The sequence below is a fragment of the Streptomyces sp. 351MFTsu5.1 genome (assembly GCF_000383655.1).
GTDB lineage: Bacteria > Actinomycetota > Actinomycetes > Streptomycetales > Streptomycetaceae > Streptomyces > Streptomyces griseorubiginosus.
This window is the reverse complement of sequence record NZ_KB911790.1, coordinates 25,558-51,255: the sequence shown is the minus strand read 5'-3', so window position 1 is coordinate 51,255 and position 25,698 is coordinate 25,558. Positions and strand designations below refer to the sequence as shown.

General features: G+C 71.2%; 25 protein-coding genes. 14 read left to right on the top strand and 11 right to left on the bottom strand.

Annotation, left to right across the window (positions count from 1 at the left end; translation table 11 throughout):
- Nucleotides 1-60 precede the first annotated feature (60 nt).
- Nucleotides 61-3,024 carry a SpoIIE family protein phosphatase gene (locus H295_RS0130455; protein WP_020139125.1) on the top strand — a complete coding sequence of 988 codons (2,964 nt, stop codon included), beginning with the start codon at nt 61-63 and terminating at the stop codon, nt 3,022-3,024.
- A gap of 103 nt (nt 3,025-3,127) precedes the next feature.
- Nucleotides 3,128-3,730 (top strand): hypothetical protein, encoded by a 603-nt coding sequence (locus H295_RS43705; protein WP_051135635.1) that lies wholly within the window; start codon nt 3,128-3,130, stop codon nt 3,728-3,730.
- Here the strand turns inward: H295_RS43705 and H295_RS0130445 are convergent.
- Nucleotides 3,717-4,370, bottom strand: coding sequence for a response regulator (locus tag H295_RS0130445; protein ID WP_020139123.1), 654 nt, complete (start codon nt 4,368-4,370; stop codon nt 3,717-3,719). The genes H295_RS43705 and H295_RS0130445 overlap by 14 nt on opposite strands.
- Nucleotides 4,370-5,413 carry a HAMP domain-containing sensor histidine kinase gene (locus tag H295_RS0130440; protein WP_028809888.1) on the bottom strand — a complete coding sequence of 348 codons (1,044 nt, stop codon included), beginning with the start codon at nt 5,411-5,413 and terminating at the stop codon, nt 4,370-4,372. Before H295_RS0130440 ends, H295_RS0130445 begins: the two co-directional genes overlap by 1 nt.
- Nucleotides 5,414-5,533: 120 nt before the next feature.
- Here H295_RS0130440 and H295_RS0130435 point away from each other — a divergent pair, with 120 nt between their 5' ends.
- From H295_RS0130435 to H295_RS0130425, 3 genes are all read left to right on the top strand, one after another.
- Entirely contained in the window at nt 5,534-6,019 is a 486-nt protein-coding gene (locus H295_RS0130435; protein WP_020139121.1) for a cation:proton antiporter regulatory subunit, read from the top strand.
- A gap of 5 nt (nt 6,020-6,024) precedes the next feature.
- The gene (locus H295_RS0130430; protein ID WP_020139120.1) at nt 6,025-7,251 is read left to right on the top strand and encodes a cation:proton antiporter; all 1,227 of its coding nucleotides are present in this window, start codon (nt 6,025-6,027) and stop codon (nt 7,249-7,251) included.
- A gap of 437 nt (nt 7,252-7,688) precedes the next feature.
- Nucleotides 7,689-8,723, top strand: coding sequence for a TAXI family TRAP transporter solute-binding subunit (locus H295_RS0130425; protein ID WP_020139119.1), 1,035 nt, complete (start codon nt 7,689-7,691; stop codon nt 8,721-8,723).
- 31 nt (nt 8,724-8,754) lie between these two features.
- Here H295_RS0130425 and H295_RS0130420 read toward each other — a convergent pair whose 3' ends face one another.
- On the bottom strand, nt 8,755-10,137 hold the full coding sequence (locus H295_RS0130420; RefSeq protein ID WP_028809887.1) for a sensor histidine kinase: 1,383 nt from the start codon (nt 10,135-10,137) through the stop codon (nt 8,755-8,757).
- Between the two features lie 295 nt (nt 10,138-10,432).
- A complete protein-coding gene (locus tag H295_RS0130415) occupies nt 10,433-11,119 on the bottom strand; it encodes a response regulator transcription factor (RefSeq protein ID WP_020139117.1) in 687 nt (228 codons plus the stop codon).
- A gap of 310 nt (nt 11,120-11,429) precedes the next feature.
- Between H295_RS0130415 and H295_RS0130410 the strand changes: the two genes are divergently transcribed.
- The 7 genes from H295_RS0130410 to H295_RS0130385 all read left to right on the top strand — a co-directional run bounded on the left by H295_RS0130410 (nt 11,430) and on the right by H295_RS0130385 (nt 17,506).
- Nucleotides 11,430-12,206 (top strand): amino acid ABC transporter ATP-binding protein, encoded by a 777-nt coding sequence (locus H295_RS0130410; RefSeq protein ID WP_020139116.1) that lies wholly within the window; start codon nt 11,430-11,432, stop codon nt 12,204-12,206.
- Between the two features lie 61 nt (nt 12,207-12,267).
- Nucleotides 12,268-13,110, top strand: a complete 843-nt coding sequence (locus H295_RS0130405; RefSeq protein WP_020139115.1) for a glutamate ABC transporter substrate-binding protein — start codon at nt 12,268-12,270, stop codon at nt 13,108-13,110.
- Nucleotides 13,111-13,339: 229 nt separating this feature from the next.
- The gene (locus tag H295_RS0130400) at nt 13,340-14,017 is read left to right on the top strand and encodes an amino acid ABC transporter permease (protein ID WP_028809886.1); all 678 of its coding nucleotides are present in this window, start codon (nt 13,340-13,342) and stop codon (nt 14,015-14,017) included.
- The gene (locus H295_RS0130395; protein ID WP_020139113.1) at nt 14,014-14,955 is read left to right on the top strand and encodes an amino acid ABC transporter permease; all 942 of its coding nucleotides are present in this window, start codon (nt 14,014-14,016) and stop codon (nt 14,953-14,955) included. The genes H295_RS0130400 and H295_RS0130395 overlap by 4 nt, the downstream gene beginning before the upstream one ends.
- 182 nt (nt 14,956-15,137) lie before the next feature.
- Nucleotides 15,138-16,742, top strand: coding sequence for an FAD-dependent monooxygenase (locus H295_RS0130390; RefSeq protein WP_020139112.1), 1,605 nt, complete (start codon nt 15,138-15,140; stop codon nt 16,740-16,742).
- A 116-nt stretch (nt 16,743-16,858) separates the two neighbouring features.
- Entirely contained in the window at nt 16,859-16,906 is a 48-nt protein-coding gene (locus tag H295_RS48760; RefSeq protein ID WP_309506048.1) for a hypothetical protein, read from the top strand.
- Nucleotides 16,907-16,981: 75 nt separating this feature from the next.
- A complete protein-coding gene (locus tag H295_RS0130385; protein ID WP_020139111.1) occupies nt 16,982-17,506 on the top strand; it encodes a cysteine dioxygenase in 525 nt (174 codons plus the stop codon).
- A 60-nt stretch (nt 17,507-17,566) separates the two neighbouring features.
- Here H295_RS0130385 and recX read toward each other — a convergent pair whose 3' ends face one another.
- Nucleotides 17,567-18,448 (bottom strand): recombination regulator RecX, encoded by an 882-nt coding sequence (gene recX / locus H295_RS45805; RefSeq protein WP_106960980.1) that lies wholly within the window; start codon nt 18,446-18,448, stop codon nt 17,567-17,569.
- Between the two features lie 270 nt (nt 18,449-18,718).
- Nucleotides 18,719-19,843, bottom strand: coding sequence for a recombinase RecA (recA, locus tag H295_RS0130370; RefSeq protein WP_020139108.1), 1,125 nt, complete (start codon nt 19,841-19,843; stop codon nt 18,719-18,721).
- A 439-nt stretch (nt 19,844-20,282) separates the two neighbouring features.
- On the opposite strand from recA, the gene H295_RS0130365 reads away from it, so the two are divergent.
- A complete protein-coding gene (locus H295_RS0130365) occupies nt 20,283-21,035 on the top strand; it encodes a hypothetical protein (RefSeq protein WP_028809885.1) in 753 nt (250 codons plus the stop codon).
- 10 nt (nt 21,036-21,045) lie between these two features.
- On the opposite strand, the gene H295_RS0130360 is transcribed toward H295_RS0130365, so the two are convergent.
- Both H295_RS0130360 and H295_RS0130355 read right to left on the bottom strand, forming a co-directional pair.
- Nucleotides 21,046-22,302, bottom strand: a complete 1,257-nt coding sequence (locus H295_RS0130360) for an AI-2E family transporter (RefSeq protein ID WP_078616788.1) — start codon at nt 22,300-22,302, stop codon at nt 21,046-21,048.
- Nucleotides 22,303-22,372: 70 nt separating this feature from the next.
- Nucleotides 22,373-22,567: a DUF3046 domain-containing protein gene (locus tag H295_RS0130355; RefSeq protein ID WP_020139105.1), complete on the bottom strand. Its 195-nt coding sequence runs from the start codon at nt 22,565-22,567 to the stop codon at nt 22,373-22,375.
- 80 nt (nt 22,568-22,647) lie between these two features.
- On the opposite strand from H295_RS0130355, the gene H295_RS0130350 reads away from it, so the two are divergent.
- Nucleotides 22,648-23,592 carry a hypothetical protein gene (locus H295_RS0130350; RefSeq protein ID WP_028809884.1) on the top strand — a complete coding sequence of 315 codons (945 nt, stop codon included), beginning with the start codon at nt 22,648-22,650 and terminating at the stop codon, nt 23,590-23,592.
- A 27-nt stretch (nt 23,593-23,619) separates the two neighbouring features.
- On the opposite strand, the gene H295_RS0130345 is transcribed toward H295_RS0130350, so the two are convergent.
- The 3 genes from H295_RS0130345 to H295_RS43700 are packed head-to-tail and all read right to left on the bottom strand — an operon-like array spanning nt 23,620 to nt 25,519.
- Nucleotides 23,620-23,928 carry an AzlD domain-containing protein gene (locus tag H295_RS0130345; protein WP_020139103.1) on the bottom strand — a complete coding sequence of 103 codons (309 nt, stop codon included), beginning with the start codon at nt 23,926-23,928 and terminating at the stop codon, nt 23,620-23,622.
- Nucleotides 23,925-24,566, bottom strand: coding sequence for an AzlC family ABC transporter permease (locus H295_RS45800; protein WP_020139102.1), 642 nt, complete (start codon nt 24,564-24,566; stop codon nt 23,925-23,927). The genes H295_RS0130345 and H295_RS45800 overlap by 4 nt, the downstream gene beginning before the upstream one ends.
- Complete coding sequence (locus tag H295_RS43700; RefSeq protein WP_020139101.1) at nt 24,530-25,519, bottom strand: AraC family transcriptional regulator; 990 nt, start codon at nt 25,517-25,519, stop codon at nt 24,530-24,532. The genes H295_RS45800 and H295_RS43700 overlap by 37 nt, the downstream gene beginning before the upstream one ends.
- Nucleotides 25,520-25,698 lie beyond the last annotated feature (179 nt).

Below are 25,698 nucleotides of genomic sequence, written 5' to 3'. Positions count from 1 at the left end.
GTCCGGGTCGGAACTGTGAAGCAAGGTTTCGAACAGGAACGGGAACGATAAGTTCCCTGCATGAACGCGCGGCTCGCTCTTCTCGGCACGGTCACCCCTGGCGCGACCGAGAGCGAGGTCTTCCGGCTCGCGCTCGGGCAAGCGGTGGGCGAGCTGAGCGCGCTCGGCGGCACGATGCACCTGCGCGGCCCGATGTCGGCGCTGCGGCTGGTGTCGTCCGTCGGCCTGCCGCCCGCCCTCACCCGCTCCTGGGAGATCGTCGACCAGGAGGGTCCGCTGGCCCCGGCCCGCGCGCTCCAGCAGGGCAAGGGCGTCTGGGTGCCGCTCTCCCCCGGCAAGGAGAACACCGGCCGGGACACCGCAGGCCGCGACACCCCCGGCCGGGACGCCCCCGACGACGTCCCCTGGCCCGGCACCGGCCTCGCCGCCCTCCCGGTGTTCAGCGGCAGACGCAGCGTCGGCGCGCTGACCGTCCTGGCCGGTGAACGGGGCGAACCCACCCCGGCGCACTGGGACTTCCTGCGGGACGTGGTCGCCTGGACCGAGGACCGGATGGCCCAGGCCCCGCCGGCGTCCGGCCCCACCCACGCGGAGCGGAGCGGCCAACGGCTGCGGCAGGCCCTCAAGGAGGTCCAGGTCGGCTCGTGGGACTGGGACATCCGCAACGGCGACCTGATCTGGGACGAGGCGGCCCTCGCCCTGTACGGCACCCGGCCGGCCGAATTCACCGGCAGGATCGACAACTGGATGCGGATCGTCCACCCCGACGACCTGGCCCCCACGCTCGCGGCGGCGCAGCGGGCCATCCTCGACCACTCCGTCTACGAGGCCGAGTACCGGGTACGGCGCCTGGACGGCACCTGGGGCTGGACCCAGGCCCGCGGCCGGGCGACCTACGACGAGCAGGGCGAGCCCCTCAGGATGATCGGGGTCGGCTGGGAGAGCAACGAGTCGCGCACCGCCCGGGACGCGCTCGGCAGGGCCCTCAGGCACATGAGCGACGGCTTCCTCGCGGTCGACGACGAGTGGCGGATCACCTTCGCCAACCTGGAGGCGGAACGCTTCCTCGGATTCTCCGAGGAGGAGCTGTTCGGGCGGCTGCTGTGGGACCTGTCGGCCACCCAGCAGGTTCCGGGGCTGAAGGAGGGCTGCCTGGCCGCCGCGGCCGAGGAGCGGCCCAGCGGCTTCGACGTGCACATCGCACTGTGCGAGCGCCGCCTGCACGTCCGGCTGGTGCCGGGTCCCGGCGGACGCACCCTGTACTTCCAGGACGTCACCGAGAAGCGCAGGCTCGCGGAGGAGCGGCAGGCGGCGGAACGGGCCGCTGCCGAACGGGCGTTGCGGATCGCGGAGCTGACCACGGAACTCGCCAAGGCGACGACCTCCCGGGACGTCGTGGACGCGGTCGCCCGGCGGGTGCTGCCGCCGTTCGCCGCCGCCGGGCTCATGGTCCAGGTCAGCGAGGGCGACCGGCTCCACCACGTGGGCGCGGCCGGCTACCCCGCCGAGTTCGTCGACCTGCTCGACAGCCGCCCGCGGGCGACGACCGGCGACCCGGCCTGGGACACGATCGAGACCGGCGTCCCGCTGTTCATGTCGTCCCCGCACGAGTACGCGGCCCGCTACCCCGCGCTCGCCGACTTCCCCGCCCGCGGCAACAAGCGGTCCTGGGCGTTCCTGCCGTTGACGGCCTCGGGGCACACCTTCGGGGTGTGCGTCGTCTCCTTCGACCGGCCCCGGTTCCTCGACGACGAGGATCGCGCCCTGCTCACCACGATCGCCGCCCTCCTCGCCCAGTCCCTGGAGCGGGCCCGGCTCTACGACGCCGAGCACACCCGGTCCCGGGAACTCCAGCGCAGCCTGCTCCCGCAGGACCTGCCCGACCTGCCCGCGTGCACGGCGGCCGCGCGCTATCTGCCGGCGGGGCCCGGCGCGGACGTCGGCGGCGACTGGTACGACATCATCCCGCTGTCCGGCGGACAGGTCGCGCTGGTCGTCGGCGACGTCATGGGCCACGGGCTGCCGGAGGCGGCCACCATGGGCCGGCTGCGCACCGCGGTGCACACCCTGGCCGACCTGGAGCTGCCGCCCGCCGAGATCCTCGGCCACCTCAACGACATCGTCAGCGCCATGGGCGAGGCGTCGTACGCCACCTGTCTGTACGCGCTCTACGACTCCACGACCCGCCTCTGTACCCTCGCCCGGGCCGGACACCCGCCGCCCGCCCTGGTCCACCCCGACGGCACGGTGCACTTCCCGGAGCCGGACGCCGACCCACCGCTCGGCGCTGCGAAACCGCCTTTCGAGACGGTCGAGTTCGAGGTGCCCGAGGGCAGCCTGCTGGTGCTGTACACCGACGGCCTGGTCGAGTCGGCGAAGCGGGAGATCGACGAGGGCATGGCCGAGCTGGCGCGGCTGCTCGGCGCCGCACACGCCGACGGCACGGCCGTAGACCTCGAGCGCCTGTGCGACACGCTGACGGTGGGGCTGCTGCCGACGGATCAGCAGGCGGCCGACGACGCGGCGTTCCTGGTCGCCCGCCTGCACGCGCTGCCCGCCGACCGGATGGCGTCATGGCGGCTGCCGGACGACCCGAAGGCCGCGAGCCAGGCGCGTCGGCACGTACGCGAACAGCTGGCCTCCTGGGACCTGGACGACCTCGTCCCCACCACGGAACTCCTGGTCAGCGAACTGGTCGGGAACGTGGTCCGGCACGCCCGGGGCCCGGTCCGGCTCCGGCTGCTGCACAGCGCCGGGCTGATCTGCGAGGTCTACGACGGCAGCCAGACCATGCCCCGCATCCGGCGCGCCACGGAGACCGACGAGGGCGGCCGCGGCCTCCAGCTCATCTCGGCCCTCTCCACCCACTGGGGCGCCCGCTACACCCCCACGGGCAAGTGCATCTGGACGGAGCAGTCGCCGCGCGGCCCCGAACAGTCGTCGGACCTGCTGTTCCCGAACGCCGCGGACTTCGGCGGGGACTTCACCGGAGACTTCGACGGGGACTGGGACACGCTGCTGTGACACCGCGCGCCCGTTCGGCCCAGCACCACGGGCCGATCCCCGGGCGCGTCCCTAGGGTCGCGGTGACGGCTGTTCAGGCCCCCGCCCGAAAGGCACCCGACCCATGGCAATACGCACCGCAATAACCGGCGCGGCAGTGGCCCTCCTGGCCACCGTCGGCCCCCTGACCGGCATCGCGCACGCCCAAACCGACCCGGGCTGCGCGGACTTCGCCAACCAGGAGCACACACAGGCGCAGTTCGACCGGAACCCGGCCGACCCCGACGGTCTCGACGAGGACCAGGGCTGGGATCAGGGCCAGGGTCGGGACGAGGACCCGGGCAGGGACCAGGGCCAGGGTCGGGACGAGGCCCATGGCTGGAACGATGGCTGGAACGACGGCATCGCCTGCGAAGCGCCGCCACGGCGGGAGTCCGCCGCCGATCTGCTGCCCCAGGACGACATCGACCCCGAGGTGTTCCTCCAGCCGGAGACCGCCCCAGAGGTGCTGCTCCAGCCGGAGACCACCGTCGCGGACGTGGCCACGGTCGCCCCCACCCTCGGCGTCCAGGGCGGCTCCGGAGGCAGCGTCGGCCCGGCAGGCTTCGAGCGGGCGATCGGCGTGGCACTGGCCCTCGCAGGCGCCGGGCTCGCGGGCACCTACGTGGTGAGGCGGCGGCGCGAGGCCGGCCGCCGAGGCAGGGCCGTGCGCGTCACGGGTCGATGAGCCCGGCTCTTATCGCGTACCGGGTCAGCTCCAGCCGGTCCTTCATGCCCAGCTTGGCCAGCAGGTTCGCCCGATGCCGCTCGACCGTCTTCGCGCTGATGAACAGCAGCTCACCGATCTCCTTCGTGGTGTGCCCCTCGGCGACAAGCTTGAGGATCTCCTCCTCCCGCTCGGTGACGGCCCGGGCGGGCAGGTCGACGCCGCGGTGCAGCCGGTCCAGGTACGATCGGACAAGGGCCCGCTCGGCCCCCGGATAGACGAAGGACTCGTCCCGTACGGCGGCCCGGCACGCCTCGACGAGATCGCGGTCGGCGACGGACTTGAGCACGTACCCGCTGGCGCCGGCCTTGAGCGCCTCGAAGAAGTACTGCTCGTTGTCGTACATCGTCAGGATCAGTATCCGCAGGTCGGGCAGGCGCCGGGACAGTTCGCGGGCGGCCTGGAGCCCGGTCATCCGGGGCATCGCGATGTCCAGCACGGCCAGATCGACCTCACGCGCGCGTGCCAGCTCCACGGCTTCCGCGCCGTCGCCCGCCTCGGCCACCACCGTGAGGTCCGGCTCGCCCTCCAGGATGAGCCGGACCCCGCGCCGGACGAGCGTGTGGTCGTCGGCGAGCAGCACTCGCGTCGGCTCCGCCATCACCGCACCTCCGCCGCGACCGGTATCCGCAACCGCACGTCGGTTCCCCGGCCGGGCCCGGGTTCCACGGAGAACGCGGCCCCCACCAGCAGTGCCCGCTCCCGCATGCCCTGTATCCCGGCGCCCTCGGCGGCCGTGCCCAGCCCGCGGCCGTTGTCCCGCACGAGCAGTTCGACACCGCCGGCGACCGCCTCGAGCCGCACTTCGGCGCGGTCGGCGGCGGAGTGCCGCGCGGTGTTCGTCAGTCCCTCCTGGGCCACCCGGTAGACGACCAGTTCCGACTCCTCGGTCAGCGGGGGCAGATCGCCCCCGAGGTGGTGGCGCACGGTCAGTCCGTGCGTGGTGAACTCGGCCGCGAGAGACCGCAGGGCGCTCGGCAGCCCCAGCTCCTCCAGCACCCCGGGCCGCAGCCGGCGCGCGATCCGGCGGATCTCGTCGAGCCCGGCCCGGGTGGCCTCCTGCGCCTGTCCGACCTCCTCCCGCAGCTCCCCGGGAGCCCGGTCGGCGACCCGCTTCAGCTGGAGGAGAACGGCGGTCAGGGTCTGCCCGACCTCGTCGTGCAGCTCGCGCGCGATCCGGTGCCGCTCCCGCTCCTGGGCGGACAGCGCATGGGCCGCGCCGGTCGCCCGCTCGGCCTCCAGGCGGTCGAGCATGGTGTTGTACGTCGTGATCAGCGCGGCTGTCTCGGCGGGACCGGAGACGGGGGCACGTACGCCGGGACGCAGCAGGTCGGCGGCGGCCATGGCCTGCCCCAGCCGCTGGAGCGGGGCGAGCCCGACCCGCAGCACCACGGCGTTGGCGACCAGCAGCAGCACGAGCCCGGCGAGGACGACGACGGCCTCCCCCTGCCGCACCGGCGTCGACACGGTGACCGGTCCCAGCAGCAGCGCGGCGGCCACGAGCAGACCCGCGGCGTTGAGCGAGAAGATCCGCCAGAACAACGACACGGCCGGACCTCCGCTCCTCTCCTCGGCTTCGCACGACGTTTCCGTGACCAGCTTCGCCGGGGCCCGTCGCTCGCGTATATCCGTCACGTCACCCATATCGCCACGGTACGGGGAGCTGACACCATGCGAACCCGGCACCGTGATCACCTGCATCGCTGATCAGTGATCACTCGATCCACCACTCGCTCCACCACTCGACACACAAGGGGAAGAAACGTGTCTGCTCCACGCCTCAGGGCGACGCCGCTGCCGGGCATCGGGGTCCAGTACGACCTCATCACCCGGGAGGACCGCCATCTGTCCGTGGTGGCCCACCGCGACGGCGCCCGCACGGTGAGCGTGTACCGGGCCGACGACCCCGACTCCTGCGCCCAGTCCCTGCGACTGACCGGCTCCGAGGCAGGCGCGCTGATCGACGCGCTCAAGCCCTCCCACCACAGCGCGAGCCTGCTCTACACGACCGACCTGGGCCTGGTGGCCGAGCGCATCGAGGTGGCGGCGGGCTCCCGCTGGAACGGCCGGGTCCTCGGCGACACGAAGATGCGCACCGACACCGGAGCCTCCGTCGTGGCGGCGCTGCGCCGCGCCGAGGCGATCCCGTCCCCCGCGCCGGACTTCCGCCTGGCGGGCGGCGACATCCTCATCGTCGTGGGCACCCGCGAGGGCGTGGACGCGGCGGCGGCGATCCTGGGTCGGGAGTAGGAAGCATGCACTCCGCGGTCCTCCTGATCGAGTTCGGCTCGATCATCCTCGGCCTGGGCCTCCTGGGCCGTTTCGCCGCCCGTTTCCGCCTCTCCCCCATCCCCCTCTACCTCCTGGCCGGCCTGGCCTTCGGCGAGGGCGGTCTGCTGCCCCTGGGCGCGAGCGAGGAGTTCGTCTCCATAGGGGCCGAAATCGGAGTGATCCTCCTCCTCCTGATGCTGGGCCTGGAGTACAGCGCGGGCGACCTGGTCACCAACCTCAAGGCGCACTACCCCTCCGGCCTGGTCGACGGCGCCCTCAACGCCCTCCCAGGAGCCGCGGCGGCCCTTCTCCTGGGCTGGGGCCCGGTGGCGGCGGTCGTCCTGGCGGGCGTCACCTGGATCTCCTCCTCGGGCGTCATCGCGAAGGTCCTCGGCGACCTCGGCAGGGTCGGCAACCGCGAGACCCCGGTCATCCTGAGCGTCCTGGTCCTGGAGGACCTGGCGATGGCGGTGTACCTGCCGATCGTCACCGCGCTGGTGGCCGGCGCAGGTCTCCTGGCCGGCAGCCTGACCCTCGCGATCGCCCTCGGCGCGGCCGGCCTGGTCCTCTTCGTAGCGGTCCGCTACGGCCGTCTGATCTCCCGCTTCGTCTCCAGCGACGACCCGGAGAAACTGCTCCTGGTGGTCCTGGGCCTGACGATCCTGGTGGCCGGAGTGGCCCAGCAGCTCCAGGTGTCGGCAGCGGTGGGCGCCTTCCTCGTGGGCATCGCCCTCTCCGGCGAGGTGGCGGAGGGTGCCCACACCCTCCTCAGCCCCCTGCGGGACCTCTTCGCCGCGGTCTTCTTCGTCTTCTTCGGCCTCCACACGGACCCGGCGAGCATCCCCCCGGTCCTGCTCCCGGCGTTGGCCCTGGCCGTGGTGACAGCGGCGACGAAGATAGCCACCGGCTACTGGGCGGCCCGCCGCGCCGGCATCTCCCCCAAGGGCCGCTGGCGCACGGGCGGCGCGCTGGTCGCCCGCGGCGAGTTCTCGATCGTCATCGCCGGCCTCGCGGTCTCGGCCGGCATCGAACCCTCCCTGGGCCCCCTGGCGACGGCGTACGTCCTCATCCTGGTCATCCTGGGCCCCCTCACAGCGCGCTACACCGAGCCCCTGGCAACCCGCCTCTCCGCCCGCCGACCCCCACGGGAGACCCCGGGCCCGCCGTCACCCCGGGTTACGGAGGCGACAGTGGGGAGGGACGGCGCCTAAGGGGGTGCCGGGTTCGGTTCGTGGGCGGGTTCGGGTGAGTGGGTGCTTGTCGCGCAGTTCCCCGCGCCCCTAGGGAGTTGCAGTCCACCTGCGCTACGACGGGACCGTCCGCCCCCACCGGAGGGTTGGCCGCGTACGGCGTGAAGGGGACGGGGTGGGGGGTGTCCGCCCGCAGCGGCCGGCGTCCGGAACCGGGCCCCTGATCGAGAGACCGAGGCGCCGGACCGAGGACGGATACCCCCCACCCCGGCACCGACCCACCCACCACACCGCACGCGCTACACACGCCCCCACCGAAGCCGGGCGGGCCGCCGCAGGCATCTCAGGGGCGCGGGGAACGGCGCAAGACGCCCGCCCCCACCAAGCCGCAGACAACCAGGCACCCCCAACCAACCAACCCTGGCCACCACCCCCACCCCCCTGGCAGGATCACCGCCATGCCCCACCCGCCGCCGCTCCCCCGCCTCACCCGCCTCGCCCGCCTCACCCGCCTCACCCGCCGCCAGTCGAAGATCCTCCAAGCCGTCGCCGCCACCCTCGTGGCCCTCGGCCTCCTCCTCTGGTGGCTGCTCCCCCTCGGCAAGACCCCCCCGAGCGGCACGATCATCTTCAGCACAGGCACCCGCGCCGGCGTCTACCAGAAGTACGGCGGGCTCCTCAACGACGCGATCCACAAGGACATGCCGGACCTGAAGGTGGTGCTGAAAGACACCGCCGGCTCCCAGGAGAACGTCAGCCGTGTCGCCAACGGACAATCCGACTTCGCCATCGCCGCCGCCGACGCGGTGGAGAACTACCTCCAGAACCACGCCCCCCACGCCGACACGCTCCGAGGAGTGGCCCGCCTCTACGACGACTACGTACAGCTCGTCGTACCGGCCGACTCGGACATCCGGACGGTGGAAGACCTCAAGGGCAAGCGCGTCTCGATAGGCGCCCCCGACTCCGGCGTACGCCTGATAGCGGACCGCGTGCTCAAGGCCACCGGCATCGATCCCGACAAGGACATCCAGCCCAGGGCCTACGGCATCGACACCGGCCCCAAACGCCTCGGCCACGACCTGGACGCGTTCTTCTGGTCCGGCGGCCTGCCCACCGACGGCCTGAGGAACCTCGCGGAACACTCGGCGATCCGCTTCGTCCCGATCCAGCCGGCCCTCGTGGCGAAGCTGCACGGGGAGGGCGAGTCAACCCGCTACTACCGCGCCACCAACATGCCCGCGTCGGCGTACCCGTCCGCCCAGAACAACGCGACGGTACCGACCATGGCCGTCTCCAACCTGCTGATCACCCGCAGCGACGTGGACCCCGAACTCGTCGAATGGCTCACCCGGACCGTGATCAACAGCAGGGACCGCATCGGCCACCACGTCCACTCCGCCCAGCTGGTCGACGTACGCACGGCGATCTACACGGACCCGGTCCCCCTCCACGAGGGCGCACGCCGCTACTACCGCTCGGTGAAGCCGTAACAGACGCCCAGGAACCTCAAGCACTCGAACCTCACACCGCAGGCCCACTGCGCGGCACAGCCACCGTCACCACCAGCCCGTGCGGCTCCTGGTGCCCGTACGAGATCGCCCCTCCCCCCGCCTCCAGCAACGCCCGCGAGATCGACAACCCCAGCCCGGACCCCTTGACGTTCTGATGCCGCCCACTGCGCCAGAACCGGTCCCCCACCCGCGAGAGTTCCTCGTCGGTGAGACCGGGCCCACGGTCGGCGACGACGACCGTCGACGTGTCCCCGTCCGCGGCGACGGTGACCGTCACGGTCTCGTCCTCGGGCGTGAACTTGAGCGCGTTGTCGATGACCGCGTCCAGCGCGCTGGACAGGGTGACGGGGTCGGCCCAGGCGGTGGTGGGCGGACAAGTACCCACCAGCCGTACCCCCTTGGCCTCCGCGGTCGGCGTCCACGCGGCGACGCGCTCGGCCGTGAGCTCCCCGATGTCGGTGATCCGCAGATCCGCCTCGGTGTGCTCGGCGAGCGCGAGGTCGAGGAGGTCGTCGAGGACCTGGGCCAGCCGCTTGCCCTCGGTCTGGACGGATGCGATCTCCTTGTTGCCCGGGGGGAGTTCGAAGGCGAGCAGCTCGATGCGCAGCAGCAGGGCCGCGAGCGGGTTCCTCAACTGGTGGGACGCGTCGGCGACAAAGGCCCGCTGCTGTTCCAGCACGTCCTCGACGTTGTCCGCCATCTCGTTGAACGACCGTGCCAGCCGCTGGAGTTCGGGGGGGCCGCCCGCCACCGCCACCCGGGACTTGAGTCGTCCGGTGGCGATGTCGTGGGTGGTGGCGTCGAGCACCCGCACGGGCCTGAGCACCCAGCCGGTGAGCCGCAGTGCCGCGCCGACGGCCAGCAGCATCGCCGCGAGTTCGCCCGCGAAGATGACGAGCCAGCCCTTCAGGATCCGTGAACGCATCGGCCCGCTGGGCGAGTCGGTCACGACGACCGCGATGACGTCCCCGTCGCGGATCACCGGAGAGGCGACGACCAGCCGGCCCTGCTGCCAGGGCCACACCTGCTTCGGGTCCTGACTGCGGCGGCTGAGGAGCGCCTCGTCGAACGCCTCGCGGACTTCGCCCTGGCGGGGGATCGACCAGGCCCGAGGTGCCGTGGCCATGGGCACCCTGCCGTCGTAGAAGACACCGACGCGAATGTCGTAGACGTTGTGGTAGCTGGCGAGTTCGCTCTTCAGGGTCTCCAGGCGTTCGTCGGAGGCGTCGCTGACGAACTGGGCGAGCGCGGCGAAGTGGGCGGTGTCGTCGATCCGGTCGACGACGACCTTCTGCTGCTGTGCGGCGGCGACGCCGATGGCGAGCGGCACGCCCAGCGCCAGCAGCACGGCGGCCATGAGGACGATGAGCAACGGAAGAAGACGTGTGCGCACGGTCCCGCCTACACCCCGTCCACCGACGAACCGAGGAACCACGGCCCCCGGCACACGCCCGCACGGACCCAAGAGCCCCCGCGGCTGTCCGCACCGGGGCCGCCACCCAGGGCACCGCACCCGCGGGAACCCACGCAGCCCCGCTCACCCGCGTCCACAGCCACCGTCCCTCTTCCGATTCCGGCCCGATCTCCTCGCCCCGAGCCTCGCACAGGTCCGCGCCGCACACCTCCACGCAGCGCCTTCACCTCGGCGGCGCGGTCCAGCCACCTGCCTCCCGACCTTGCAACGGCGCTCAGACCCCCGGCGCCACCAACCGGTACCCCACTCCCCGTACCGTCTCGATCAGCGCCGGCATCCGCAGCTTCGCGCGCAGGGACGCCACATGGACCTCCAGCGTCCGCCCGGTCCCCTCCCAGCTCGTGCGCCACACCTCGCTGATGATCTGCTCGCGCCGGAAGACCACACCGGGGCGCTGGGCGAGCAGCGCGAGGAGGTCGAACTCCTTGCGGGTGAGCTGGACGACCGTGCCGTCGACGCTGACCTGCCGGGTCGGCAGTTCGATGCGTACGGCTCCGAGGACGAGCGCGGTGTCGGCGCCGCCGGGGACGTCCTCGTGGACGGTGCGCCGGCTGACCGCGTGGATGCGTGCGAGCAGTTCGCCGGTGTCGTACGGCTTGACCACGTAGTCGTCGGCGCCGAGGTTCAGGCCGTGGATGCGGGAGCGGACGTCGGAGCGCGCGGTGACCATGATCACCGGCGTGCTGGTGCGCTTGCGGATCTTGCCGCACACCTCGTAGCCGTCCTGGTCGGGCAGGCCGAGGTCGAGCAGTACGACTCCGAAGCCGTCGCCCTCCGGGACGAGCGCCCGAAGTGCCTCCTCGCCGTTGCGCGCGTGCGTGACGTCGAACCCGTGACGGGCGAGCACCGCGGACAGCGCGGCGGCCACGTGGTTGTCGTCCTCGACGAGGAGAAGTCTCACGCCGGCCCCCTTCGATCCATCGGACGTACTATCTGAATATGTGCTGAACAGGCATGATGCGCCCGCCTACGCGCGCGTGCGCACCGTGCAGTCATGCTGATGGATGAGGACGGCGTCAAGAGGGTTCCGGTTGCGCCGCGGTTCCGTTATCCGGCTGATACGCACGCCGGATGCCGCTGGTCGCAACTGCTACGACACGTGTCCGATTGCTATCGGATCGTGATGCTCAGATTCCCCTCAATACTAATGACGCTGGTCGCATACGGTTACTACTGTCCTCCGAAACCGAGGAGGACGGAGCCAGAGAGCGATGACCGAAGTATCGGCGGCCAAGGAAGATGCGGTCGCGACCGGCGAACTGGTCGTCCTGAAGGGCGTCAACAAGCACTTCGGTGCGCTGCACGTACTCCAGGACATCGACCTGACCATCGCCCGCGGCGAGGTCGTCGTGGTCATCGGACCTTCCGGGTCCGGGAAGTCCACCCTGTGCCGCACCATCAACCGCCTCGAGACGATCGACACGGGTTCGATCGCCATCGACGGCAAGCCGCTGCCCCAGGAGGGCAAGGAGCTGGCCCGGCTGCGCGCCGACGTCGGCATGGTCTTCCAGTCCTTCAACCTCTTCGCGCACAAGACCGTGCTCGAGAACGTGATGCTGGGTCAGATCAAGGTCCGCAAGGCCGACAAGAAGAAGGCCGAGGAGAAGGCGCGCGCCCTCCTCGACCGGGTCGGCGTCGCCACCCAGGCGGACAAGTACCCCGCCCAGCTGTCCGGCGGCCAGCAGCAGCGGGTCGCGATCGCACGGGCGCTGGCCATGGATCCCAAGGTCATGCTCTTCGACGAGCCCACGTCGGCGCTCGACCCTGAGATGATCAACGAGGTGCTGGAGGTCATGCAGCAACTCGCCCGCGACGGGATGACCATGATCGTCGTCACCCACGAGATGGGTTTCGCACGATCGGCTGCAAACCGCGTGGTGTTCATGGCGGACGGACGCATCGTCGAGGAGGCTGCGCCCGACCAGTTCTTCAGCAACCCGCGCAGCGACCGCGCCAAGGACTTCCTGTCGAAGATCCTGCACCACTGACGTGCCACCCGGATCGACCACCGACAGCTCTCATCTCTTCACCACCCAAAGGATGTTCACCATGAAGCTCCGCAAGGTCACCGCCGCCTCGGCAGCCGTTCTCGCCCTCGCCCTGTCCGCGACCGCGTGCGGCGGCGACAGCAAGGACGAGGGCTCGGGCTCGGGTTCCGGCGGCGGCAAGATCAAGATCGGTATCAAGTACGACCAGCCGGGCCTCGGCCTGAAGAAGCCCGACGGTTCCTTCTCCGGCTTCGACGTGGACGTGGCCACCTACGTGGCCAAGCAGCTCGGCTACAAGCCCGACCAGATCGAGTTCGTCGAGACCAAGAGCGCCGACCGTGAGAACGCCCTCGCCCGCGGCGACGTGAAGTTCATCGCGGCCACCTACTCGATCAACGACGAGCGCAAGAAGAAGGTCGACTTCGCCGGCCCGTACCTGCTGGCCCACCAGGACCTGCTGGTCAAGAAGGACTCCAAGATCAGCGAGGCCACGGACCTCAACGGCGAGAAGCTGTGTTCCGTGACCGGCTCCACCTCGGCGCAGAACGTCAAGGACGACTTCGCCCCGAAGGCCCAGCTGCGTGAGTACTCCGGCTACTCGGAGTGCATCGCCGGCCTCCAGAGCGGCGCCGTCGACGCCCTGACCACGGACGACTCGATCCTCGCGGGCTTCGCCTCGCAGGACAAGTACAAGGGTCAGTTCAAGCTCGCCGGCCTCAAGCTGAGCAACGAGAACTACGGCATCGGTGTCAAGAAGGGCGACACCGCCACCGTGAACAAGATCAACGCCGCCCTGGAGAAGATGGTCAGCGACGGCTCCTGGCAGAAGGCCGTCGACGCCAACTTCGGCCCGGCCGGCTACAAGAACGAGCCCGCCCCGAAGATCGGCGTCATCGTCAAGTAACGCGGGAACCCACCAGCGCAGCGCCGCGACCGCGGTTCGGCCGCGCCCCTGAGGGGGCGCGGAGCGCCGGCCCGCGTGTGGCCGATCGTCGGCGGCACCTGCCGGCGACGACCGGCCGGCGGAACGTCTGCGCGGGGAACCCACCGGCACGCCGCCGTCCGCCGCGATCAGGGCGGCGGCGGGTCGCGCCCCTCATACCTCCGCCACACACCCGGAAGCGCGGGAGATCGTGTTCGACTTTATTTCAGACTATGACGACCCGAGCCTGTGGGGCGCCTTCTGGATGACGGTGAAGCTGACCTTCTTCTCCGGCATCGGCTCCCTCGTCTGGGGCACGCTGCTGGCCGCGATGCGGGTCAGCCCCGTCCCGCTGATGCGCGGGTTCGGCACCGCCTACGTCAACATCGTCCGGAACATCCCCCTGACGGTCATCATCGTCTTCACCTCCCTCGGCCTCGCCGACATCTTCCGCATCACGCTGGGCGCGGGCGACGACGTGAAGGTCATGAGCTTCCGGCTGGCCATCCTCGGCTTCATCGTCTACACCGCCGCGTTCGTCTGTGAGGCGATCCGCTCCGGCATCAACACGGTGCCGCTCGGCCAGGCCGAGGCGGCCCGCGCGATCGGGCTCAACTTCAGCCAGACCCTGCGCCTCATCGTGCTGCCGCAGGCGTTCCGCTCGGTCATCGGCCCGCTGGCCAACGTGCTGATCGCGCTGACGAAGAACACCACGGTGGCGGCCGCGATCGGCGTCGCCGAGGCCGCGTACCTGATGAAGACAATGATCGAGAACGAGGCTCAGACGCTGCTCATCGGCGCGGTCTTCGCCTTCGGTTTCGTGGTACTGACCCTGCCCACCGGCCTCTTCCTGGGCTGGCTGAGCAAGCGACTGGCGGTGAAGCGATGAGCTCGGTCCTCTACGACACACCGGGACCCCGCGCCAAACGGCGCAACGTCCTGCTGTCCGTCGTCTTCACCCTCCTGCTCGCCCTCGTGCTGTGGTGGGTGTGGCGGACCATGGACGACAACAACCAGCTGGAGTGGGACCTCTGGCAGCCCTTCACCACGGGCGAGGCCTGGACGACCTACCTCCTGCCCGGCCTCGCCGATACCCTCAAGGCCGCGGCGATCTCCATGGTGATCGCCCTGCCCCTGGGCGCGGTCTTCGGCATCGCCCGGATGTCCGACCACGCCTGGGTCCGGGGTGTGGCCGGCACGGTGGTCGAGTTCTTCCGGGCCATCCCGGTCCTGCTGCTGATGCTGTTCGCCAACGAGCTCTACGTCCGCTCCTCCCTGAACATCAGCAGCGAGGAACGCCCCCTGTACGCCGTGGTCACCGGTCTGGTGCTCTACAACGCCTCGGTGCTCGCCGAGGTCGTGCGGGCCGGAATCCTGTCGCTGCCCAAGGGGCAGACGGAGGCGGCCTACGCGGTGGGTCTGCGCAAGGGTCAGACGATGACCAGCATCCTGCTTCCGCAGGCGGTCACCGCGATGCTGCCGGCCATCGTCAGCCAGCTGGTGGTCATCGTGAAGGACACCGCGCTGGGCGGCGTGATGCTCGGCTTCACCGAGCTGCTCAACGCACGCCAGACGCTGGCGGCCAACTACGCCAACGTCATCCCGAGCTTCATCGTCGTGGCGATCATCTACATCATCGTCAACTTCATCCTCACCAGCTTCGCGAGCTGGCTGGAGCAGCGGCTGCGGCGCAGCAAGAAGAGCACGGGGGCGGTGCTCGGTGAGGACACGGAGATGAACCCGGCCGCGATCGGCGGCACCTTCGGGACCGGCGGTGAGGGCGGTGGCCCGAGCGGATTCACCTTCAACGACAAGCCGCCCCGATGATCTGATGCGCAGTCAAGTGACTTGAGGGGCATGGAGGGCAGTGGCATGATCGCCACTGCCCTCCGTCACTTGACGCAAGCACCGGCAATAGGTTGCATACGTTCTGTGATCGTGCACCCTGCTCCAACCTCCTGCTCACAAACGTCCCTCGGGACTCCGCCGCGGTCAGGAGGCGCCGCACCGTGGACCCGGTGATCATCGTCGGAGCGGGGCCCGTCGGGCTCACGCTCGCCCTGGCGCTGGCGCGTCAGGAGGTCCCCTCCGTGGTCCTCGACGAGGGACCCGGCAAGGACGAACCCCGCCTGGCCCGCACCGCCGTACTGCACGAGGACACCGCCGCCCTGATGTCCCGGCTGACCGGGGTCCCGGTCACCGGGCTGGGCGCGCACTGGGCCGGATGGCGGTCCATGCGCCGCAAGCAGGTGATGCGCGAGGTCGACTTCGAGGAGACCGGGCACGCCCCCCTGCACCTCGCCCAGCACGTCCTGACGAGCGCCCTGCGCACCGCCCTCGCCGAGGAGCGGCTGGTGAAGATCGTCACGGACAGCAGGCTCGACACCGTCGAGCAGGAGCCCTCGGGCGTCACCGCCCACACCCGCGGCCCCAAGGGCACGTGGTGGCGCGGCAGTTACCTGGTCGGCTGCGACGGCCCGCGCTCCACCGTGCGCAAACTGGAGGACATCCGCTTCCCGGGCCGTACGGCGGTGGAGCGCCACGCGGTCGCCGCCCTGCGCACCGAACTTCCCTTCGAGGACTGGGCGTTGCTGCACCGGACGCCCCCGTGGCGGACGTCGGGGCAGTCGGCCGGGGAGATCTCCGCCCGCCCGCTCCCGGAGGGCGTGTGGCGCCTGGACTGGCTCCTGCCCCCGGGCAAGGACCTGGTCACGCCCGAACTTTTGGTGACCCGCGTCCGGGAGACCCTCGCGGGCTGGACGGGCGGCCCGACACCGCCGTACGAACTCCTCGACACCGGCGTCCACACCGTGCACCACCGGCTGGCCCGCCGCTGGCGCGCCGGGCGGGTCTTCCTCGCCGGGGACTCGGCGCACTGCCTCGGCGCGCTCGGCACCCAGGGGCTCGACGAGAGCCTGAGGGACGCCGACAACCTCGCCTGGAAGCTGGCCCTGGCCTGGCACCACGGGCCGCACGAGGGGCTTCTCGACAGCTACCAGGCCGAGCGGCGCGCGATCGTCTCCGCGCGGCTGCGCGCCGCCGACCAGGCGCTGCCGCTGCTGCGCGGGGGCGGCGGCCTGCGCTCGGTCGTCCCGGGCTCGGCCCGCGGCCACGACGCGCTGCTCACGGACGGCCATCTGGGGCGCGGTCCGCTCGGCGCGCCGGGGTCGTACGCCCACTCACCGCTGGCACCCCGGCACCTCGAAGGAGAGGTACTGGTCGACACCCCGCCGGGCGCGTCGGTCACGGACGTACGGGTCACCGCCGAGGACGGTTCGTTCGTACGGCTGCACGAGCGCCTTGGCCGGGGCGCGCTGCTGGTCGTCCTGGTCGCGCCGGGCACCGGGGTGTGGGAGCGCAAGCACTGGGTGAGCGCCGGAATCATGCCCCGCCTGGCCGCGGCGGTGACCGCGCTGCCGCACTCCGCCGAGCTCCTGGTCGCCGAGGAGTACCCGGGTGCCGCCCCGCACACGGTCCTTCTCGTACGGCCCGACGGCTACCTCGTCACCGCCCTGAGCGGTGTCCGCCCGGCCGATCTGTACTCGGCGGCCGAGACGGCACTGGGCGGACCGTCGGCCAGGACCGAGGCGGGCACGGGGGCCGGCCCCCGTTGACGTGCTCACTGTCACTGTGCGTCCACATAGTGACAGTGAGTTGAAAGGTCCCTGGGCGTCATGGTGTACTCCGCATCGTGACCGACACCTGTGTGCGCCTGTGGCGGAGGGTCCATATGGACCTCGTCCGCTATGCGGGCTGCGTGTGTCGCCCGTCCTGCTGAATTCGCCACTTTCTTTCTCGCGTGCCGCTGCTGAGCGGCACTGCGGTTCCGCGAACTCTTCTCAGGACGGTACCCGTGTCTGCCCTCCCCTCTGTCTCCGCCGTCGCCGCGCCCACCCAGGCCGAACTCCTCGACTTCGTCCGGCGTACGGCCGCCGACACCGAGCTGATCGACTCGCTCCCGCTCGACCCCGAAGGCCGCACCTGGGTGCGCCTGGAGGGCCCGGGCGGCAGCGAGGCCTGGCTGATCGGCTGGCCGCCCGGCACCGGTACCGGCTGGCACGACCACGCCGAGTCGGTCGGCGCGTTCATCACCGCGGCCGGTGAGCTCAAGGAGAACTCCCTCGCCGCCCGGCTGCCCGCCGACGGCTGGAAGACCCTCGAACTCTCCGACGACGTGGACCGTGAGCGCCGCCTGCCCGCCGGCAAGGGCCGCTCCTTCGGACAGCACCATGTCCACGAGGTCCTCAACGAGTCCGCCGAGGTCCACGCGGTCTCCGTCCACGCCTACTACCCGCCGCTCCCCCAGATCCGCCGCTACAGCCGCACGGGCCAGATCCTGCGCCTGGAGCACGTGGAACGGCCGGAGGACTGGCAGTGAGCCCGCCCGGCCCGCCGTCGGTGCGGCCGGAATCCTGATCCCCCCGGATCTACCCCCGTCTCAGAAGCCCTCGTCGCCGAGGAACTCCGTCTCCTCCCCCTCCTGCTCCAGTGCCTGCCTGACTACCCGCAGGGCCATGCCCTCGGAGTAGCCCTTGCGGGCCAGCATCCCGGCGAGGCGGCGCAGCCGCTTGTCCCGGTCGAGGCCCCGGGTGGCCCGGAGCTTGCGCTCGACCAGCTCGCGCGCCGTCGCCTCCTCCTGCTCGGAGTCGAGCTGGGAGACGGCCTCGTCGATCAGCGTGGAGTCGACGCCCTTGGTCCGCAGCTCCTGGGCGAGCGCCCGCCGGGCGAGGCCCCGGCCATGGTGCCGCGACTCCACCCAGGCGTCCGCGAACGCGCTGTCGTTGATCAGCCCGACCTCCTCGAACCGCGACAGCACCTCCTCGGCGGCCTCGTCCGGGATCTCCCGCTTGCGCAGGGCGTCGGCGAGCTGCTTGCGGGTGCGCGGGGTCCCGGTGAGCAGGCGCAGACAGATCGCCCGCGCCCGCTCCACCGGGTCCGCCGGAGGCTCCCCCTTCTCGGCCCTCGCCGAGGAAGGACCGCCTCCGTCCTCACCGGGCGAGTCCCCGAAGCCGCGCCGGCGCTGCCGACGCCCACGGGGACCGCCCCGTCCGGGAGCGCCGCCGTCACCGCGACGCGAACCCCGTCCGGCTGCTCCGGCCGCCCCGAAGCCCTGCACGGCCGCCTCTTCACGGCCGTACACGGGACCGTCATCGCCGTGGGAAGAACCGTCGCCGTATGAGCTGTACGACGCGCCGTCTCCGTACGACCCGCCACCGCCGTACGACGGATCGTCACCGTACGGCTCACGGTCGTGCCCCGCGCCCCCGCCCGCCCCACCGCCTTGCGAGGCGGTGGCGCCGTCACCGGGGCGGCCAACCAGGTAGGGCCGGCCGTCGCCGTACCTCAGCGCATGGCCGAAGCCCCCGTCCACACCGCCTCCCGCCGGCCCGTCGCCGGCGGACCGGCGCGAGCCGCGCGACACCGGGCGGCCGTGTCCCCCGTCCGCCCTGTGCCCCGCACCGTCGTCCGCGTACTCGTCGCCGCCCGGCCCGGCAGAACCCCCGTCGCGCTCACCGCCCCGCCCTCGCGGGGCGTCCTCGTACTCGGCCCGGTCGGTTAGCCATGTCTCTGAATCAGGCACGGTAGAGGATCAGCTCTTGGCGGCCGGGGCCTTGGCCTTCGTCGCCTTCGCGGCCGCCGGAGCAGGCACCTTCGCGGCGTCGTCCGCGGCGGCGGACACCGCGGCGTCCGCACCCGGCTCGGCGGCCGGCTCCTGGGGACGCACGCCGACGCCCAGCTTCTCCTTGATCTTCTTCTCGATCTCGTTGGCCAGGTCGGGGTTGTCCTTCAGGAAGTTGCGCGCGTTCTCCTTGCCCTGGCCGAGCTGGTCGCCCTCGTACGTGTACCAGGCGCCGGCCTTGCGCACGAAGCCGTGCTCCACGCCCATGTCGATCAGACCGCCCTCGCGGCTGATGCCCTGGCCGTAGAGGATGTCGAACTCGGCCTGCTTGAAGGGCGGCGCGACCTTGTTCTTGACGACCTTGACGCGGGTGCGGTTGCCGACCGCGTCGGTGCCGTCCTTCAGGGTCTCGATACGGCGGATGTCCATACGCACCGAGGCGTAGAACTTCAGCGCCCGGCCACCGGTCGTGGTCTCCGGCGAGCCGAACATCACGCCGATCTTCTCGCGGAGCTGGTTGATGAAGATCGCGGTGGTCTTGGACTGGTTGAGCGCGCTGGTGATCTTCCGCAGGGCCTGGCTCATCAGACGGGCCTGGAGACCGACGTGGCTGTCGCCCATCTCGCCCTCGATCTCCGCGCGCGGCACGAGCGCGGCGACGGAGTCGATGACGATCAGGTCGAGGGCACCGGAGCGGACCAGCATGTCCACGATCTCCAGGGCCTGCTCGCCGTTGTCCGGCTGGGAGAGGATCAGGTTGTCGACGTCCACGCCGAGCTTGCGCGCGTACTCGGGGTCGAGGGCGTGCTCCGCGTCCACGAAGGCCACCTGGCCGCCGGCCCGCTGGGCGTTGGCCACCGCGTGCAGGGTCAGGGTCGTCTTTCCGGAGGACTCCGGGCCGTACACCTCCACCACACGGCCACGCGGGATGCCGCCGACGCCGAGCGCGACGTCGAGCGCGGTCGACCCGGTGGGGATGACCTCGATGGGCTCGTTCGGCCGCTCGCCCATGCGCATGACCGCGCCCTTGCCGAACTGCCGTTCAATCTGTGCGAGCGCGGCGTCGAGCGCCTTCTCGCGGTCGGTTCCTGCCATGGGTTCCACCCGATTTGCTTGAGTCGATCGCTTCACGTCAAAGACGCTAACGCCTGCCACTGACAATGCGCCCTGACGCCCGTCCGGCCTGTGGATAACTCGGGTACTTCTCCCGGCAAATCATGCCGAATGACCCGCCGTCGACTTGACCGGAGCTTCCATAAGAATGGATGTTCGATTTACGTGTCAAGCGCACCACGCGGCACCCGAGTGACTTCCCCCGACAGGCTCCCGACCGCCTTCAGAAGCCTCCGTCGACCGCCCTCTCCGGTGGGCCGGCTACTGCCCGCGGCGTACTCCAGGTGCCTTCGGCCGTACGACGACCCCCGGGGAGCGTCCTCGCCAGTCTTGAGCCATGAACACCCGGAAGACCAAGAACCTCCTCTCGTCGGAGGACTCCTCGCTCGTCGCCGCCACGGTCGCCGAAGTCGTCACGCCAATGCCGCAGGCCCCCGGTGTACGCCGCGTGGAGCGGCTCTGCCACGCCACCGGTCTCCTGCTCGTCGTCTCCGGGCTCGTTCACCTAGGGGTGTTCGCCGTGGACGGCGGCCCCTGGGACGGACCGGTCTCCTGGCGCAAGCCGGTGACGTTCGGGCTGTCCTTCGGGGCGACGCTGATCGCGGTCACCTGGGTGACGTCGTATCTGCGCGTCGGCGCACGCACGCGTGCCGTGCTGCTCGCGGTGTTCGCGGCCGACTGCGTGGTGGAGGTCGGCGGCATCACCCTCCAGGCGTGGCGCCGGGTGCCCTCGCATCTCGACATGGAGACGCCCTTCGACACGGCGGTGTCCATGACGCTCGCGGTGGGCGGGGGCGTCCTCGTGGTCCTGCTGACCGTGTTCGCCGTCGCGTCGTTCCGGCAGCGGCCCTCGGGCCCCGCGGGCATGGACCTCGCGGTGCGCTCGGGGTTCGCGATCCTGCTCGTGGCGCTCGCCTCGGGTGCCGCGATGATCGCGCGCGGGGTCGTCCTCACCCGAACCGGACACCAGGAGGCGGCCTACCACTCGACCGCCCCGCTCAAGCCGCTGCACGGTGTGAGCCTGCACGCCGTCCTGGTCCTGCCCGCACTGGCCTGGCTGCTGTCCCGGACGCGGTGGAGCGAGACGCTGCGGCGCAGGCTCCTGTACGCGGCGATCGGTGCTTACGTCACGGCCGTCGCCGGGGCCGGACTCTGGGCCGCCCTCACGTACTGAACCGGCGGACTCAGGCCGACTCGTCCCCGTCGGTGGAGTCATGCGTCCCCTGCCGCCGCTCCCACAGGGCACGCACGCGCGTGACCGGCGAGGGCCCCTCACCCCGCTTGCGGTGGCCGTGCACCCGCGGGTCGTCGGTGACGGCGTACCGCTTCACGTACGCCCCGAGGAACGCCTGGAGCGTGGCGACCGCCGGGATCGCGATCAGGGCACCGACAGCACCGAGGAGGGCGGTACCCGCGATCACCGAGCCGAAGGCGACCGCGGGATGGATGTCGACGGTCTTCGAGGTCAGCTTGGGCTGGAGCACGTAGTTCTCGAACTGCTGGTAGATCACCACGAAGACCAGGACCCACAGCGCGTACCAGGGGTCGACCGTGAAGGCGATCAGCATGGGCAGGGCGCCCGCGAGATAGGTGCCGATGGTCGGGATGAACTGCGAGACCAGGCCCACCCACACGGCCAGCACGGGCGCGTACGGCACCTCCAGGGCCTGGAGCAGGATGAAGTGCGCGACTCCTGAGACGAGCGCCATCAGACCGCGCGAGTAGAGGTAGCCGCCGGTCTTGTCGACGGCGATCTCCCAGGCGCGCAGCACCTCGGCCTGCCGGGCGGGCGGCAGGACGGAGCAGATCGCGCGGCGCAGGCGGGGCCCGTCTGCGGCGAAGTAGAACGAGAACAGCACGATCGTCAGCAGCTGGAAGAGCCCGCCGAGCACCTGGGCGGACACGTCCAGGACGCCGGTGGCGCTGTTCTGCACGTAGTTGCGCAGCCAGTCGGAGCGCAGCAGGCCCTCCTGGACGTCCACCCGCTTCAGGTCGGTGTGGAAGTGCCCGTTGATCCAGCTGATGACGGAGTCGAGGTAGTCGGGGAAGTCCTCGACGATCTTGATGATCTGCCCGGCGAGCATCGACCCGAGCAGCACGATGAAGCCCGCCGACACGATCAGCACCGCGAAGAAGACCAGGAAGGTGGCGAGTCCCCTGCGCATGCCCCGCGCGGCCATCTTGCTCACCGCGGGTTCTATGGCCAGGGCCAGGAAGAACGCGATGAGGATGTTGATCAGCAGCCCTATGAGCTGGTGGAAGGCCCAACTGCCGAGCTGGAACACGGCGATGAGAGCGAGCGCGAGCACCATGGCGCGCGGCAGCCAGCGCGGCATGCGGGCGTCCGGCCCGGCGCCTGCGGCCGGGGGCCGGGCGGGCGGCGTCGTGCCGGGCGGAGGTGCCTGCGGGGCTGTCTGCCCGGACTCGTCAGTGGGTGCCACGGAGCAAGTCTCACCCACGGCACTGACATTCGGCTGCCCTGCTGCGATCTTCGTGACCGGTCAGTGCTCTTCAGTGCCTCTCCGCGGGAACGTTCATCACGGTGCACACCACTCGCCACACGTCCTTGGCGTCCCAGCCGGAGTCCAGCGCCTCGTGCACCGTGCGTCCGCCGAGCTCCGTCATCACATGATCGCGCGCGAAGGTGTCGGCGTACCCCTGACCGAAGTGTTCCGCCATCCGCTGCCAGAAGACCGTCAACCGCATGACTCCAGTATCCCGCCCCTGAGAGTGGGCCTCGGCCGGGACCGCTTGTCGAGACCGCTTTCCGCCCTACGGTCTGTCGCATGCCCGAAACAGGAGCTTTCCCACTCCCCCAGACGCCACCGGCGCACTCCCCGCTCTTCCGCGCGGAGCACTTCGTCTGGCTCACCGCGCGCGTGCTGGAACAGCGGCTGTTCGCGTACCACTTCCTGAACGGCGGCCCCGACCCGGTGGAGACGGCTCTGGATGCCTACCGCAACCCGGACGGCGGTTACGGCCACGCCCTGGAGCCCGATCTGCGCGGCCCGGTCAGCCAGCCCCTGCACATCGCTCACGCCCTGCGGATCCTGGACGCCGTGGGGCGCTGCGGCGGACAGCGGGTGGAACGCGTGTGCCGCTATCTCACATCCGTCTCCACCCCGGACGGCGCCCTGCCCGCCGTCACTCCCGCCCAGCGCGGCTATCCGACGGCCCCGTTCCTGCCGGTGGTGGACGCCCCGCCGAGCGAGCTGCTCGCCACGGGTCCGGTGGTCGGCCTGCTGCACCGCAACGAGGTGTGGCACGCCTGGCTGTTCCGGGCCACGGACTTCTGCTGGCAGGCGGTGGAGTCCCTCCAGGTGTCCCACCCGTACGAGATCAGGGCGGCCCTGACCTTCCTGGACTCCGTCCCCGACCGCCCGCGCGCGCAGGCCACCGCGGACCGCCTGGGCCGGCTGGTGCGCGAGCGACGACTGGCCGTGCTGGACCCGGCGAACCTCGCCGCGTTCCCCGTCTCCCCGGGCTACGCGCCGGGCGAGCACCACTTCCCGCACGACTACGCGACGACTCCGGACTCACTCGCGCGCGCGTGGTTCACCGACGACGAGATGGCCCGCTCGCTGGACCACCTGGCGGCCGAACAGCAGGAGGACGGCGGCTGGCCGATCCGGTGGCGCCCCTGGGCACCGTCCACCACCCTCGAAGCGCGCCCCATGGTGACGATCGAGGCACTGCGCACCCTGCGCGCGTACGGCCGCGGCGTCGGCTGAGCCGCCCCGCGCGGGTGTGACCGCCCTTCAGGCACCCAGAGCCCGCACCCCCGCCGTCACGACCACCGCGGTCGCGACCACGACCAGGAACGGCGCCCGCAGGAGCAGTGCCAGGGCGGCCGCTGCCAGTCCCGCGGCCCGCGCGTCGAGCACCGGCACCCGCCCGTCGGCGAAGGTCTGCTGAGCGGTGAGCGCGGCCAGGAGTGCCACCGGCACCAGTGTGGCAAGGCGCTTCACCAAGGGCCGGTCGAGCACGCCCGCGGGCACGAGCAGTCCGAGAAGTTTGACGACGTAGCAACCGAGGGCGGTGACGCCGATCGCGATCCAGGTGCTCACCGCCCCTCCCCCTTCTCGCGCTCGCGACGCCCTCGCACCCACAGGACAAGAGGCGCCGCGAGGGCGGCCGCCAGCACCGGCACCCCGGCGGGCAGCACCGGAAGCAGCCCGAGCCCCAGCAGCACGGCGAGCCCGGCCACGGCCCGCTCCGTGCCACTCCTGACCATGGGCGCGAGCAGCGCGAGGAACACGGCCGGCCCGGCCGCGTCCAGCCCCCACGCGCGCGTGTCCCCGATCGCGTCGGCGCCCAGGGCCCCCAGCAAGGTGGTCAGGTTCCACAGCACATAGAGGGTGAGCCCCGTGACGGCGAACCCGATCCGACCGGCACGCCGCGTGGGCTGCGCCAGCGAGACCGCGGCGGTCTCGTCGATGACCCACTGCGCGGCGAAGGGCCGCAGGAAACGCGGAAGAGCAAGCAGCTGGGACAGCCGCAGCCCGTAGAACGCGTTGCGCACCCCGAGGAAGAAAGCCCCGGCCGCGGCCGTGAAAGGGCTCCCCCCGGCCGCGAGAGCGCCCACCAGAGCGAACTGGGACGCTCCGGTGAACACCAAAAGGCTGAGCGCACAGGTCTGCGGCAGCGTGAGCCCACTGCCGGCCGCGGTCACCCCGAAGGCGAAACCGGACAGTCCGACGGCCACCCCGACTCCGAGGGCGTCTCGGACGACGGCGGAGTCCGGCCTTCCGCCACCGTCGGGTTGGCGATCTGCGAGTGCGCTCTGTTCTGCCACCTCTCGGACGCTAGGAGCAGCGGTCCGGAAGAGTCTTGTACGTTCTTGCGCTCCCGCTGGTAGGCCCCGGGCGGCACACCGACGATCCGGGTGAAGTGCCGGTTCAGATGAGACTGATCGGTGAACCCCACCTCGACGGCGGCCACGGCCGGGCCGGCCCCCGCGTCCAGCAACCGCCGGGCCCGTCGCACCCGGGCATCGGTCAGCCACGTGTGCGGCGGCATCCCGTACAGCCCCCGAAAGGCACGCAACAGCGCGAACGGACTGGTCCCGAGATCAGCCGCCAGCTTCTCCAGAGAGGGCGGCTCGGCCATCCGCTCCTCCAGCACGGCCCGCGCCCGCACCGCCACCCGCGCTCCCGCGGACCGCACGTCCCGCTCCGGCAGAACCCCACCGTTCAGCCGCAGCAACCGCGTCACGGCCACCCGCAGCAGGGTGTCGGCGGCCAGCGCGTTCCCCTCGTCGGCGGCCCGCAGCACCTCGTGCACCAGACCCACGGCATACGGATCGTCGAGCACGGGCCGCACGAACCCCGGCGTACCGCGCAGCGAGGTGGTCTCGGCCGCGATCCCGGCCACCACCTCGGGCGACGGATAGACGGCCCCGTACCGCCACCCCTCGGGCACCCCGGCCCGCCCGGTATGAGCCGTATCAGGATTGACCAACGCCAGCGCCCCGGCCCCCGCGTGCTGATCGGCCCCCCGATGGTGAAAGACCTCGACCCCCTCGGCAATGGCAGCGATCACGAAGTTCTCGTGCGTATGCCGCACAAAGGTCTTCCGCACATACCGGGCCCGCAGCAGGTCGACCCCGGGCAACGCGGCATACCGCCAGTGCCTGGCCCGCTCGTCGGAACCCGCCATACGCCCATTCTGCCGGGTGAGGTCGTTGGACGCCCAAAGGTCCGTCGTGGCCGGTCGCGCAGTTCCCCGCGCCCCTGGGTGGGCCATGTGGACGCTCGTGCAGACGCGTACGGCGCGAAGGAAACCCACAACGCACCAGCACGCGGTGCACAAGCCCCCACCGAAGCCTCGCGGGCCGC